The following is a 13,417-nucleotide window of genomic DNA, read 5'->3' as shown; positions in this document are numbered from 1 at the left end:
TTAATGTTACGAATATTATTCCAAAATTGTTTATACGGTTAATTTTTATGAATTTTAACACGAAAATATCAAAATACCAATTGTGTTATGCACCCAGGAGTTGATTTTTGGACTGTCTTTTCATTAATTTTTCTGGTAACTGCCATCCCGGTTGCAATCATGATTATTCTGGAGAAACGCTCTCCGTTTAAAACGGCAGCCTGGGTTCTTGCTCTTATTTTGTTGCCTGTTTTCGGTGTTGTTTTTTACCTGTTTTTTGGCCAGGAATACCGGAAAAAGAAGTTGTTTTCAAGAAAAGGACTAAAAAGCCTCAACGTGTACCGCAAACTTTCATTCAGGCAGATTCGGCAGTTTGAGCATTCGCTTGATAAGCTGAACCCCACGGCGCGCGGAAAAGAGAATATCATCAGGTTGTTGCTGAAAAATTCAAATGCACTGTTAACAACCGGTAACGAGTTGCAGATACTAAATAACGGAGAGGAAACATTTACCGCAATTTTTGGTGCAATTAAAGCGGCCCGTCATCACGTTCATCTCGAGTACTACATTCTTGATAATGATAAAATAGGAAATCAGCTTAAAGATTTACTGATTGAAAAACGAAGAGAAGGCGTTGAAGTCAGAATGATTGTGGATGACGTGGGGAGCTGGGGTCTGGGTAAAAAGTACATGACTGAGCTTCGCGAAAAAGGCGTTGAAATATACTCGTTTATGGAGGTTCGGTTTCCACGGCTTACTTCGCAGGTGAATTACCGGAACCACAGAAAAATTGTGGTGGTTGACGGGAAAATAGGATTTACCGGAGGACTGAACATTGCTGACCGCTATTTGCGCGGATTAAAGAGAATTGGGCCGTGGCACGATACTCATTTGCAAATAACCGGAGATGCAGTTAATTGCCTGCAGGTGGTGTTTGCTGCCGATTGGTTTTTTGTGGTTAACGAAAATCTGAACGGCGAAAATTACTTTCCGCCGCTGAAAGAGTATCCGGGAACTCCGGTGCAAATTTCTGCAAGTGGTCCGGATTCCGACTGGGACAGCATAGGGCAGGCGTTTTTTGCGGCGCTGGGCAGTGCAAAATCAAAAATATATATTGTAACCCCTTATTTGATGCCGCCTCTGGAAATCATCTACGCTTTAAAAACGGCGGCATTAAGCAATGTGGATGTCCGCATTTTAATGCCCGAAAAGTCAGATTCCATCATCCCGCGCTGGAGTTCTTTCTCGTACATCGAAGAGCTGCTCGAAGCCGGAGTGCGGGTTTTCTTTTTTCAAAGCGGATTTATACACAGTAAGTACCTGGTTGTTGATGATGTGTTTTCGTCAATCGGAACAACCAACCTCGATTTCCGAAGCCTCGAAACAAATTTCGAAGTAAATGCATTTGTGTACGAAGAAGCATTTAATGCCGATTTGGCGACGCTGTTTAAAAACGATTTAAAAAACAGTTACGAGATAAAACTCGACGAATGGAAACAGCGCAGTTGGCGTTTTAAACTCAGGGAGTCGCTGGCGCATCTGGTAAGTCCGCTTCTCTAGTTTCTTCTGCTTTTTTTTTGTTGAAACAAATTTGTTTTGAATCGATTTAATTTGCTGATTTTTCTGTATTTATATTCAATGTAATATTCTTCTTCTATTTCATTATTTTCTGTTTTTCTTAGTGCCAAAGTGGCGGAAAACGTACTTTTCAGTTTTATAACTGAAAAAATAGTTGCATAACTGAAAAATCAGTTGTATGTTTGTTCTGTCTTTTAGATACTGTTTCAATACAGTGTTTAAAGTAAAAATCAGCAACAATGAAAAAACTTACACGAAAAGAAGAAGAGGTGATGAAAATCCTCTGGGATTTAAAAAGAGCGTTTGTAAAAGATATTATTGAAGAATATGATGATCCGAAACCGCATTACAACACCATTTCGTCGTTGGTGCGGCTGCTGCAGGACAAAGGAATTGTTGGTTACAAACAATATGGAAATACTTACCAGTACTTTCCTTTGCTGTCGAAAGAAGAATATCGCCGGTCGTTTATGAAGCAGGTGGTAAGTGATTATTTCGATAATTCTTACAAAAGTGCAGTGGCCTTTTTTGTCAAGGAAAAGGGCTTGTCTCCCGAAGAGTTGGACGAGTTGGTTAAAATGATTCAAGAAGAAAAGTGATGGAAAGTTACCTTTTGTATATCGGAAAAGCAGCCATTGCTGCCGGAGCCTTTTTTCTGGCGTACCTGGTTTTGTTTCAAAACCGGAAACAGTTTGTTTTTAACCGGCTCTACCTGCCTGTTTCGCTGGCAGTCAGTTTCCTGATTCCGGTTATAACTTTTACCACCGTGCGTTATATTAATGCCGATGCTCCCTCTGATTTTAATGGGCTTGTCTGGCTTCCCGAAGCAGCCGAATTGCAGCAGTCTGCATTTAGCATGGAATGGTATCACTACCTGTTTGGATTGTATATTCTGGGAGTTGCCGGCTTTCTGTTTTATTTGCTGCTGGGGCATTTTAAAGCGTTAAAAATAGTTCGTAACAGCAGGGAGGAAATGCTCTTTGGCAATCGAGTCAATATTACGGAAGAGGACGTGCACCCGTTTTCGTTTTTCAACAAAATTGTAATTTCCGAGAAGATACTCTCCACTCCCGATTTAAGCATGATTGTTGAACACGAAAGCATTCACGTAAAAGAAAAGCACACGTTGGATATTCTTGTTACCGAGATACTTTTTCTGTTTCAGTGGTTCAATCCGTTTGCCTGGCTCATTAAAGATGCCGCTAAAAACAACCTGGAATATAAAACTGACAATGAAATAATAAAAAACAGCGACCCTAGAACATACCAGATGGCAATGGTTGCGCTGGCTGCAAAAAAAGGGGTGGCACCATTTTTAACTGCCTTAAATGGCTCACAACTTAAAACCCGAATTATTATGATGAAAAAGAAAACTGAAAACAAATTTTCTCTTTTGAAACAATTGGTTGTTCTTCCGTTGCTGGCCGTTCTGGTTATGGGTCTTTCCGGCCGCGAGGTGAAAACAGAGATTGTTCAGCCTGAACGTGAAGTTGCCGAAATGCAGGAAGGCTTTACTGTTACCGGGAAAATTACTGCAGAAAACAGTGAGCCTGCTATTGGCGTAGCTGTTTTAATAAAAGGGAAAACGGTTGGAACGGTTTCCGATCTGGAAGGGAACTATCAACTTGAGTTGGAAAATAAGAACGAAACCCTCGTATTTATTATGATGGGGTATGAAAAACAGGAAATCGAGGTTGGTGGAAAACAGAAAATAGACGTTAGTTTGACGCCGGATAATCCGGAAAAATCAATACAAAAAGAAGCAGATAAAGCGAAGAAGAGTTCTGCTTTTGTTCCCGGCTCGTTCAATCCGGCATTTTCAACAGACCCGCTTTATGTGGTCGACGGAAAGATTATAGAAGATATTAACCAAATTTCTCCGGACGACATAAAACAGGTAGATGTTTTAAAAGATGCATCGGCCACCGCAATATACGGGGATAAGGCAAAAAACGGGTTGGTGTTTATTTCTACCAAAAAAGCGGAAGGTGCCGCCCAAGAAACGTTGCCTGAAAACTCGCTGATTGTAGTTGACGGAAAGAAATTTGAAGGGAGGCTGACCGAAATTCCGCCAAATGTTATTGCCAATGTTTCGGTAGTAAAAGACGGGGACTCCCATTTGGCCGGCTTGGATGAAGATAAAGCTAAAAACGGAATTGTAGTAATTAATACCAAAACACCATATAACACGGAGAAAGAAAGCGATGCAGTATTTTTGTCCGTGTCTGAAATGCCGGAGTTTCCCGGAGGAGCAACTGCTTTGAGAGATTTTATTGAGCAAAACAAACGCTATCCTGAAGTTGCAAAAGAAAACGGGATACAAGGACGTGTGTTTGTGACTTTTGTTGTTTCGAAAACCGGCGAGGTAACCCAGACAAAAGTTGCGCGTGGCGTTGACCCTGCTCTGGACAAAGAAGCGTTGCGTGTGGTAAATTCGTTGCCTGACTGGACTCCCGGTACCAATGATGGAAAGCCGGTGGATGTTTCTTTCACCGTTCCCGTGAATTTTGTGTTGAAAGGGCGTCCCTCCAAAGTAAAAAAAGTAACAAGCGATTTGGCATCACAAAAACCACTTTTTGTTGTAGATGGACAGAAAGCGGATGGTATTGATGACATTCTTCCGGAAGATATTGAGAGCATTAAAGTTTTGAAGGATGCTTCGGCCACCGCAATATATGGTGATAAAGCGAAAGACGGGGTGATTGTTGTTACAACAAAGAAATATGCCGCGCAGAACAGAATTACATCTGACTTGGATTTTCGGAAGTTTATTGCCAAATCCATTAAATACCCGGCTGGAGCACGGGAAAACAATATTCAGGGTACCGTTGACCTTTGGGCGGTGATTGAGCCGGATGGACAAATAAGCAGCTTCTACGAAAAGCAGCCACAGGGAACAGTTGTTCCCATAGACGAGATTGTTGTTGTTGCTTACAGTGATGAAAAAAATGGCAGCTCAGCGAATGCGTCTGTTGCAGAAAGCAAATTCGTTAAAAATAACCCACTTCTTATGAAAGAGGTAAAAAGGGTAATGAACGAATGCCAGGCAATAGATGTTCCCGAAATGAAAGGGAAAACGGTGAAAATTCAAGTGAAATTTATGTTGCAAGAACCTTGAAAATGAACCGTAGTTTATTGATCTGCTACCGGAAACAGAAATGGAAAACAATTCGGAGATAAAGAAAACAGAATAAAAATAGTTACTAAAAATTAGTAATTTAAAACAGCAGATTCCCTAAGTCGAGATTTCCTCCAGAAAGGATAATCCCGACTTTTTTTTCGTTTACATCCACTTTTTTTCCCAGGATGGCGGCTAGCGGAACAGCAGACGACGGTTCAATAATTATTTTCATCCGCTCCCAGATGAGGCGCATGGCTTCCACAATTTTTTCTTCGGAAACGGTAACAACATCATCTACCTTGCTGGTGATGATTTCAAAATTTCGTTTCCCCAGCGAAGTGAGCAGTCCGTCGGCAATGGTTTTAGGGTTTTCAGAAGGAATTAGTTTTCCCGAGCGGAACGACCGGAACGCATCGTCGGCACCGGCCGGCTCTGCGGCAATTACTTTGCAGCTTGGCACTAAATGTTTTGCTGAAATGGCTGTTCCGCTGAGCAGTCCGCCACCGCCCACCGGAGCCAGAATAACGTCAAATTCCCCTGCATCTTCAATTAGTTCTTTGGCAGCAGTCCCCTGGCCGGCAATAACATTAAAATTGTCGTACGGATGAATTTCGGTAGCTCCTGTTTTTGCTACAATTTCGGCCAGAGTTGTTTCGCGGGCCTGCAGTGTGGGTTTGCAGAAAGTAATTTGCGCCCCGTATCCGGCCACTGCTTTTTTCTTGATTTGGGGCGAAGTTTCGGGCATTACAATGTAAGCCGGAATTCCGCGCATTTGGGCAGCCAGCGCCAGCGCAGCAGCGTGGTTTCCCGATGAATGTGTGGCCACGCCTTTTTTCATTTCCTCCCGGGTAAGCGAAAACACGGCATTGCACGCTCCGCGAAATTTAAATGCCCCGACTTTCTGAAAGTTTTCGCATTTAAAAAACAGGCTGGCTCCAACAATTTTATTGATGCCTGACGAGGTTAGCACCGGCGTGCGGTGAATGTATTTCTGAATATTCTGGTGTGCCTGTTCAATGTCTGAGTATTCCGGTAAGAATTTCATACGGTTCAACTTTATTTTCTGTGCAACTAATTAACGAAAATGCGAAAAGAACAAGTGGGTTACAATGTTTCCGGGAAGGCTTTTTGCTAAAAGTTTCCTTTAAAGAAAAATGCTTCCACGCCTTTTACGCCCGGGCGGATTTTGAAAACACCGCCGGCATGAGGAAATTTTTCCAGCTCTTCTGCGCTTGTTCCCTGGGTGGCGGTGGTAATGTACAGCGTGCCCAAATCGTCATCGCCAAAAGCGCACGATGTAACATTTTTTGCCGGCACATCAACAGTGCGAAGCAGTTCGCCGGTTTCCGGATTCCAGCAGCCCACTGCCGATCCTCCCCAAAGGGCAATCCAAAGGTTTCCGTCAGCATCAATGGTCATTCCGTCGGGGTAGCCCATTTCGCCCGGTATTTCAATGGCTGTTTTGGGATTGCTGATTTCCCCGGTTTCGTTGTCGTAATTCCATGCAACAACTTTTTGGGTTGGCGTATCAATGTAGTACATTTTTGTGGCATCAGGCGACCACACAATGCCGTTGGATGTGGTTACGTTTTCAATCATTTTATGAACCGAACCATCTGTGTCGAGCCGGTAAAGTGCGCCTGCCTGCTGTTTCCCTTCTTTGCTCATGGTGCCTGCCCAAAAGCGGCCGGCCGGGTCGCATTTGCCATCGTTAAATCTGTTTCCGGGCTTGTCTGCTTCCGGATCTGCAATCAGTTGTTTGGATCCTGTTTTGGAGTCGAATTGGTAAAAACCATTTTCGAGGGCAACAATCATTTTGCCCGAATCGGCAGGTACCACAGTTCCAATCATCTGCCCGGTAAACATTTCTTTGTTGTTTTTTAGCTTCGGATTGTAAATGTTCAGAATTTTTTCGGTGATGTTGACCCAGATTAATTCCCCGGTTTTCGGGTTCCAGATGGCTCCTTCTCCCAGCGCTGATTTAGTATCGAGTACCAGTTCCACAGTATCTTTTTTTGGGGTTGAACAACTCATTAACAAAGCAGTTACAGACAGTATTAACAGAATGTTTTTCATTTTTCCCGGACTATAAATTTTTACCAAAGCATTTTCAGAAACACGATTTCTGAGAATGCAACAAATGCATCAGAGGCTTTCTATGAGCTTCTTTAAAATCAGGGTCATTTTTGGCTCTGCTTTCATGGCCACTTCCTGCACTTCTTCGTGCGAAATCTCCACAATTTCGCCGGGTACTCCGCTGTCGGTAATAATGGAAATTCCAAAAATTTTCATTCCCGAATGTTGCGCTACAATTACTTCCGGTACTGTTGACATGCCCACGATGTCGGCTCCAAAAATGCGGAACATTTTGTATTCTGCCGGAGTTTCGAAAGTAGGACCCGAAACGCCAATGTAAACTCCTTCTTTTATGCTGATGTTATGTTCCAGCGCAATAAGTTTTGCTTTGTTGCGCAGGCGTTCGTCGTACACCTTGCTCATGTCGGGGAAACGCGGCCCGAGTTCATTGTTGTTTTTTCCGCGAAGCGGATGTTCGGGGAAAAAGTTAATGTGGTCGTTTATCAGCACAATATCTCCCACCTTCCAGTCGGGGTTCAACCCGCCCGAAGCGTTGGATACAAAAAGCCGTTCGACTCCGATGAATTTCATTACCCGCACGGGGAATGTAACTTCCTGCATGGAATACCCTTCGTAAAAATGAAAACGGCCCTGCATGGCCAGTATTTCGCGGTTTCCAAGCTTCCCGAAGATCAGACGCCCGGCGTGCCCTTCCACTGTTGAAACCGGAAAATTCGGAATCTCGTTGTAGGGGATGGAATCAATAATTTCAATTTCATTTACCAGTCCGCCAAGCCCTGTGCCCAGTATAATTCCTGTGTCAGGCCGGGCTTTGATTCTTTCTTCTATGTAGGTCGCGGTTGCTTTTATTTTCTCCAACATAATTTAAAATCTTTTTGTTAAACATTTTTCCTTCTTCGTCAAGGAACTGAACTTTTACGGGAAGGTAATAAAGAACTGATTTAAACTGCTCGTCCAGCTCGGGCATTCCGGCAAATCGAACAGCATCTTTCTCAGTGGTTACAATTATTTTTTTGCTCGTTTTCAGCTTGTTAAACTTGTTCATTATCTGCTGAATGTCGTCTGCTGAATAGTAGTGGTGATCGGGAAACTGAATAAAATCGGTTTCGGAAGCAAACTGCCTGAGGTACTGGGGAATTAATCTGGGGAATGCAACTCCGGTAACAACCAGAAAGGCGGTTAACCCTTTTTCGCTGAGGTCGGGTTGTGTGCCGGCATCAGAAAAAACAGGTTTAATTTTTTCGTATTCAAAAGTTGTGAAGAAAAGCTCCTGGTACGGTTTCAGTTTTACTTCTTTCTGAAGAATCCTTCGCATAATTGGCGTTACTTCACCGTGCGGGCATTTTGTGAAAATAATGATGTTTGCCCTTCTCATCTGAACAGCACTTTCGCGCAGCCGGCCAGCGGGCAGCAGATTGTCCTTTTTTATTGGCCGGTTGTAATCAATCAGCAGAATATTTATTCCGGGAGTAATTCGCCTGTGTTGAAATGCGTCGTCAAGCAAAACAACATCGGGCGATTTTATGTCCGGAGAATCCAGCAGTTTTTCCACGCCTTCCACCCGGTCTTCGCAAACCGAAACCGTTATTTCCGGAAATTTCTTTTTGATTTGAAGCGGTTCGTCGCCTGCTTCCGAAACGGCAGAATCTATTTCAACCTGCTTAAAACCTTTTGTTTTTCTTTTGTAACCACGGCTAAGTGTGGCAACCTCAAATTTTTCTTTCAACAACTCGACCAGGTATTCCACATGTGGCGTTTTTCCGGTTCCGCCAACAGTAATGTTCCCGATTGAAATGACCGGCAGGTCGAATTCTTTCGATTTAATCAGGTTTAAATCGTAAAGACGGTTGCGGACATAAACTCCAACGCCGTATAGAAAAGCAAAAGGATAGAGCAAAATTTTGAGCATTCAATTCAATGTTTTTAAGTAATTGGCTAAGATAAAAATTTGATTCCGGCTTTCCCAACAGGAATCATTCTGTAATACGAACAGTTAACAATTTTAACCACAAAGGCCTGTGCATTGATTGTGCCCGGTTATTTTCCGACTATTTTAATAAGTTTGCCTTTTTGCAGCCTGTCGGTAAGTTCCATGTTGTTGAGCAGTGCCAGTTCCTGCATTTGGTCCTGCGGTACGCCAAAATATTTGAATGCATTGGCTACGGTCATGTTTTGCTGTACTTTTTTTACCTGAATTCTCCGGGGTTTTACATTCAGTTTGGAGGAGTCGGTCAGCCGGTTAAATTTCATCATTGTCGATTCAAAATTCCGGGCAAAAGTATTAAAATCGGCATCGTTTGAAACACCGTGAAAAATATAAACAGCACCTCCGTATTCAATAAAATAAGACATTACTTTTATGGCTTGTTGCTCGCCGGTTTGCTGGTTTTGAGATACCTGTTGCGAAATTACGGCAATGGCAGGCAGTCCGTTTACCTTTGCCTGTTTCGAAGAAATTGCCGTCAGGTTCAGCTCTTTGAGTGTTGTCTCCGCAGTTTCGGCAGCGGAGGCTTGTTTTCCCATCATAAAAATCATCATGGCCCGTCCGTCTTCGGGTGCCATTTGAACCTGGAGGGGAGAGTTTTCCAGTTTCCAGCCTGCCGGCACCGGGAAGCTGAATTTCAGTTCGGGATGGTAAAATACATTCCTGTCAACATATCCCTGCCGTGGGTCTTCGCCGTAAACCATGCCGTCGATCATGTGCAGGTAGCTGTCCTCGTTTACTTGCCAGTCGGAATATCCCAGGCTGGTTTTCCACCGGTTGGTTTGTTGGGCAACAGCAACCTGGCGGTCGCCCGGATCGGGGTGAGTGGAAAGGAACGAAGGGATTCCACCGTGGTCGCTTCCCCCGCTCATTTTATTGAGAACGCTAAAAAAGTCAGCCATTTTTTGTGCATCGTACCTGATTTTAGATGCGTACTCCACGCCTAAACGGTCAGCCTCGCGCTCGTTGTCGCGGCTGTATTTCAGAAAAAGCAACTCCATTCCCTGCATTGCGTAACCTGCAAGATTCCGAAAATCTTCAGAGGCCATCATCCCGCCAACCAGCAGCAGTTGCCCCAGTTGTTGTTTGCTTTGCTGGCTGGCTGTATGGCGCGCGGTAATGTGGCCCATCTCGTGACCCAAAACACCCATCAGTTCGGCTTCGTTGTTAAACTGCGCTAAAATTCCGCGCGTGAAATAAATGTATCCCCCCGGTACTGCAAACGCATTAACAACCGGTGTGTCCAGAATTTTGAAATGGTATTGCAGATTGGGTCTGTGCGAGAGTTTTCCCATTTCGTTTCCTTTCGACTGGATAAAACGAAGCAGCTGGTCGTTCTGGTATTGCCCAAATGACGCAACTACTTGTGGATCGTACTGCTTCCCTGTTGCAATTTCCTGTGCTTCAGACATCAACATGAGCTGTTTTTTCCCGGTAACCGGATTTACAGCGCACGAAGGAACCATTAAAATGACAGCAAATGCAAGTAAGGTTTTTATAACTACCTGTGTTGATTTCATTATTTTGTGTTTTTTATTCTGTTTTACTTTTCAGCGCAAAATGGTTGAGCCTGTTTGTTTTGGGGAGAAAATATTATTTTTAACCATTTGAACTGGCAATATCGCAATTTATTTTCTCAGAATTGAAATGAAACGCTGTAAATATTTATTCCTCTTTACAATATCTTTACTTTTATTTTGCTCTGGATTTTCTCAGAATTTGGAGCTCCCGCGCATATCCAAAAGTAAGCTGAAAGAGCATGTGGAATTTCTGGCTGCAGACAGTTTGCAGGGCAGGAGTTTTGCCGGCAACAGTCGGGCATTGGATGTTGCTGCTGACTACCTGGAAGAGGAAATCGGACAAATGGGTTTGCACTTTGAAGGGAATAGTTATTCTCAACAGTTTGAGTTGTTTGTTTCGGAGCGCGATGAGGAAAACTCTTTATTGAAGGTTGTTTTTCAGGGGAAAGAACAGGTTTTCGGGTCTGATGATTTTTTTGTGGTAAATCAAAAAGCAAAGGAAGTTCGCGTCGATGGGAAGCCGTTTGTCGCGGGGTTCGGGCTAAATACCGACAATTCGAATTACGACAGTGTGAGCAGTTCGGTTTTAAAAGACAGAGTGGTTCTGGTGTCTGTTGGAACGCCCGAGTCATTTGCCGGAACATCTCCATCGTATTGGGACAATAAACTTGAGAAGGATAAAACCGATTTGGTTTTTGATGCCGGGGCCCGAACAGTTATTTTAGTTACCGGCGTGCGCGACAGGAATGACGAAATTTTCAGGGAAATAGCACAGTGGGCAAATCAACGAAAATATTCCCTCGATAAAAATGTTTCTGAAGATGAAATAACGCTGGTAATTGCCAAACCCCGGGTAGCAGATGCGATTTTAGGAGGAAAGGGACGTTGGAAAAAAGCACTTCGGAAAACTGTCAGAAAGGAATCGGTCGTTCCTGTGGAGTCAGCAGGAGATATTCGTTTAAGCTCGGTTAGAAAAGTTGATGAATTGGAAGGGCGGAATGTTATTGGGATAGTGGAAGGAACGGATTCAGTTCTGAGAAATGAGTGCGTGGTTTTTATGGCGCATTACGATCATCTTGGGGTAACTAAAACAGGCGAAATATTCAATGGCGCAGACGATAATGCGTCGGGAACCTCAACGCTGCTGGAAGTTGCACGGGCTTTTTCGGTTTCGAAGGAAAAGCCCAAACGAAGCATAGTTTTTTTGTGGGTAACAGCCGAGGAAGTGGGGTTGATTGGCTCCGAATTTTACAGCAGAAATCCGGTTTTCCCCATGAAAAGCACGGTGGCCTGCGTTAATCTGGACATGGTTGGGCGCGTGTACGAACCGCGCGATTCGGTTTGGAATCATTCGCCCAAAGTGGTAAAACCTTTTCATGAGATTTATGCACTGGTTAACAACTTTGACCCGTCTTTGCCGGAAATTACCGGTTCTGCATGTGAGCGGCTGGAACTGACTCCCGATTTTTCTTTGCCGGAAAACTTTTTTTATTCCAGCGACCATTATAATTTTCATCGGAATGAAGTTCCCATTCTGAATTTGTCAACCGGCTACACTGCCGACTATCACCTGCCAACCGATGATGTGGAGCGTATTAATTTTGATAAAATGAAAAAAGTGGCTGAACTTTGTTATTTAGTTGGCTGGCAATTGGCGAACCGGTAATTTGTTCTATTTTCGAGAATAGGAAACGAGCATCTGAATAATTGCATTCAGAAAATAATTAAAAGCGATTGCGAGTTTTATGCTGAATTGCTGAAATTAAATATTTTAAGAACATGAAGATTGTAGTACTTGACGGATATACGTTGAATCCAGGAGATTTAAGCTGGGAGGGCATTAATCAACAGGGCGAATGTACTGTTTATGACCGCACGTCGCCGGATAAAACAGTGGAGCGTTGCCAGGGTGCGCAGGCTGTGTTTACCAATAAAGTGGTTTTTAACAACGAAGTTATTCAGCAATTGCCCGAGCTGAAATTTATAGGTGTTTTGGCCACCGGATACAACGTGGTGGATTTGGCTGCTGCGGCCCGGGCAGGAATTGTGGTTACCAACATTCCGGCGTATAGTACTGCTTCTGTGGCGCAGATGGTTTTTTCGCACATTCTGAATATTGTGCAGAATATTTCGGAACATGCGGCATCTGTAAAAAGAGGGGAGTGGGCATCCAGCATCGATTTTAGCTACCACATTACGCCGCAGGTTGAACTGGCCGGTAAAACGCTTGGAATAATAGGGTTCGGGCAAATTGGACAGGCGGTGGCACAAATCGGGCTGGCATTCGGAATGAACACTATTTTTCAAAACAGAAGCAAAAAGGAAACGCCCCTGAATGCGCGACAGGTTGATTTGGATACACTGCTTTCGACGAGCGATTTTATAAGCATTAATTGCCCTCAGACTGACGAGAACAAAGGGTTCATAAATAAATCAGCCATTGAAAAAATGAAGGCTTCGGCAGTGCTGATTAATACCGGGCGCGGGCCGTTGATTAATGAGCAGGATTTGGCCGATGCTTTAAACAATGGCAGGATTGCCGGTGCCGGCCTCGATGTGTTATCAACCGAGCCGCCGTCGCCAAATAACCCGTTGGCAAAAGCCAAAAACTGTTGCATTACGCCTCACATTGCCTGGGCGACAACCGATGCGCGAAAAAGATTAATGGACATCGCTTCTGCAAATTTGAAAGCATTTTTGAACGGGCAGCCGCAAAATGTGGTTGGCTAAGTGGCAGCCCGGTTTTCGATGGCTTGGCGGTTGACGGGGTGTTGAAGCAGTTTTTTGTCAGCGGCAGAGAGGTTGATTTTTTTAATTTCCGATAAAGAAAGCCATTTGAAATCCACGTGTTCTTTCAACTGTATTTCCCCGCTTTTTATGTGGCAGATGAAAGGAATCAGCTCTATTTCGCGAAATCCGTAATCAAATTGAACAGGATGTAATTTTTGTACCGCTTCAATATGCAGGTTCAGTTCTTCTTTTAGCTCCCGTTCAACGCACTCCTTGTCTGTTTCTTCCGGTTCTGTTTTTCCCCCGGGAAACTCCCACTGGAAAGGGTGGCGCGGATGGTTTCCCCGTTGGGTAATCAGTATTTTTTTATGCTGAATAATAATGGCACAGGTAACTTTGATCATCTTT

Annotated in this window: 11 protein-coding genes; 5 read left to right on the top strand and 6 right to left on the bottom strand. The window is 43.8% G+C overall.

Annotated features, from left to right (window positions below; translation table 11 throughout):
• Nucleotides 1-87 precede the first annotated feature (87 nt).
• The 3 genes from cls (at nt 88) to BUB08_RS16355 (ending at nt 4,675) form a co-directional block, all read left to right on the top strand.
• Nucleotides 88-1,539, top strand: a complete 1,452-nt coding sequence (gene cls / locus BUB08_RS16365) for a cardiolipin synthase (protein ID WP_073002995.1) — start codon at nt 88-90, stop codon at nt 1,537-1,539.
• A gap of 257 nt (nt 1,540-1,796) precedes the next feature.
• Nucleotides 1,797-2,156, top strand: coding sequence for a BlaI/MecI/CopY family transcriptional regulator (locus tag BUB08_RS16360; protein WP_073002994.1), 360 nt, complete (start codon nt 1,797-1,799; stop codon nt 2,154-2,156).
• Nucleotides 2,156-4,675 carry a TonB family protein gene (locus BUB08_RS16355; protein WP_073002993.1) on the top strand — a complete coding sequence of 840 codons (2,520 nt, stop codon included), beginning with the start codon at nt 2,156-2,158 and terminating at the stop codon, nt 4,673-4,675. Before BUB08_RS16360 ends, BUB08_RS16355 begins: the two co-directional genes overlap by 1 nt.
• Before the next feature lie 100 nt (nt 4,676-4,775).
• Here the strand turns inward: BUB08_RS16355 and BUB08_RS16350 are convergent, their stop codons facing one another.
• The 5 genes from BUB08_RS16350 to BUB08_RS16330 form a co-directional block, all read right to left on the bottom strand.
• Nucleotides 4,776-5,723: a pyridoxal-phosphate dependent enzyme gene (locus BUB08_RS16350; protein WP_073003073.1), complete on the bottom strand. Its 948-nt coding sequence runs from the start codon at nt 5,721-5,723 to the stop codon at nt 4,776-4,778.
• A gap of 86 nt (nt 5,724-5,809) precedes the next feature.
• Nucleotides 5,810-6,754: an SMP-30/gluconolactonase/LRE family protein gene (locus BUB08_RS16345; protein ID WP_083570828.1), complete on the bottom strand. Its 945-nt coding sequence runs from the start codon at nt 6,752-6,754 to the stop codon at nt 5,810-5,812.
• A gap of 69 nt (nt 6,755-6,823) precedes the next feature.
• Complete coding sequence (locus BUB08_RS16340; protein WP_073002992.1) at nt 6,824-7,636, bottom strand: purine-nucleoside phosphorylase; 813 nt, start codon at nt 7,634-7,636, stop codon at nt 6,824-6,826.
• On the bottom strand, nt 7,575-8,684 hold the full coding sequence (gene lpxK, locus BUB08_RS16335) for a tetraacyldisaccharide 4'-kinase (RefSeq protein WP_073002991.1): 1,110 nt from the start codon (nt 8,682-8,684) through the stop codon (nt 7,575-7,577). The genes BUB08_RS16340 and lpxK overlap by 62 nt, the downstream gene beginning before the upstream one ends.
• A gap of 128 nt (nt 8,685-8,812) precedes the next feature.
• Entirely contained in the window at nt 8,813-10,279 is a 1,467-nt protein-coding gene (locus BUB08_RS16330) for a M48 family metalloprotease (protein ID WP_217651640.1), read from the bottom strand.
• 199 nt (nt 10,280-10,478) lie between these two features.
• Between BUB08_RS16330 and BUB08_RS16325 the strand changes: the two genes are divergently transcribed.
• Nucleotides 10,479-11,945, top strand: a complete 1,467-nt coding sequence (locus tag BUB08_RS16325) for a M28 family metallopeptidase (protein ID WP_073002989.1) — start codon at nt 10,479-10,481, stop codon at nt 11,943-11,945.
• A gap of 113 nt (nt 11,946-12,058) precedes the next feature.
• The gene (locus BUB08_RS16320) at nt 12,059-13,009 is read left to right on the top strand and encodes a D-2-hydroxyacid dehydrogenase (protein ID WP_073002988.1); all 951 of its coding nucleotides are present in this window, start codon (nt 12,059-12,061) and stop codon (nt 13,007-13,009) included.
• On the opposite strand, the gene BUB08_RS16315 is transcribed toward BUB08_RS16320, so the two are convergent.
• Nucleotides 13,006-13,413: a (deoxy)nucleoside triphosphate pyrophosphohydrolase gene (locus tag BUB08_RS16315; RefSeq protein WP_073002987.1), complete on the bottom strand. Its 408-nt coding sequence runs from the start codon at nt 13,411-13,413 to the stop codon at nt 13,006-13,008. The two genes, BUB08_RS16320 and BUB08_RS16315, sit on opposite strands and share 4 nt — an antisense overlap.
• Nucleotides 13,414-13,417 lie beyond the last annotated feature (4 nt).

The sequence above is a fragment of the Mariniphaga anaerophila genome (genome assembly GCF_900129025.1).
Lineage (GTDB): Bacteria > Bacteroidota > Bacteroidia > Bacteroidales > Prolixibacteraceae > Mariniphaga > Mariniphaga anaerophila.
Note: the sequence above shows the minus strand (reverse complement) of the source record. Positions and strands in the feature narration are given on the sequence as shown.

Bases quoted from the DNA above. Each gene is read 5' to 3' on its own strand.
- cls (WP_073002995.1), top strand. From the start codon at position 88: ATGCACCCAGGAGTTGATTTTTGGACTGTCTTTTCATTAATTTTTCTG.
- BUB08_RS16360 (WP_073002994.1), top strand. From the start codon at position 1,797: ATGAAAAAACTTACACGAAAAGAAGAAGAGGTGATGAAAATCCTCTGG.
- BUB08_RS16355 (WP_073002993.1), top strand. From the start codon at position 2,156: ATGGAAAGTTACCTTTTGTATATCGGAAAAGCAGCCATTGCTGCCGGA.
- BUB08_RS16350 (WP_073003073.1), bottom strand. From the start codon at position 5,723: ATGAAATTCTTACCGGAATACTCAGACATTGAACAGGCACACCAGAAT.
- BUB08_RS16345 (WP_083570828.1), bottom strand. From the start codon at position 6,754: ATGAAAAACATTCTGTTAATACTGTCTGTAACTGCTTTGTTAATGAGT.
- BUB08_RS16340 (WP_073002992.1), bottom strand. From the start codon at position 7,636: ATGTTGGAGAAAATAAAAGCAACCGCGACCTACATAGAAGAAAGAATC.
- lpxK (WP_073002991.1), bottom strand. From the start codon at position 8,684: ATGCTCAAAATTTTGCTCTATCCTTTTGCTTTTCTATACGGCGTTGGA.
- BUB08_RS16330 (WP_217651640.1), bottom strand. From the start codon at position 10,279: ATGAAATCAACACAGGTAGTTATAAAAACCTTACTTGCATTTGCTGTC.
- BUB08_RS16320 (WP_073002988.1), top strand. From the start codon at position 12,059: ATGAAGATTGTAGTACTTGACGGATATACGTTGAATCCAGGAGATTTA.
- BUB08_RS16315 (WP_073002987.1), bottom strand. From the start codon at position 13,413: ATGATCAAAGTTACCTGTGCCATTATTATTCAGCATAAAAAAATACTG.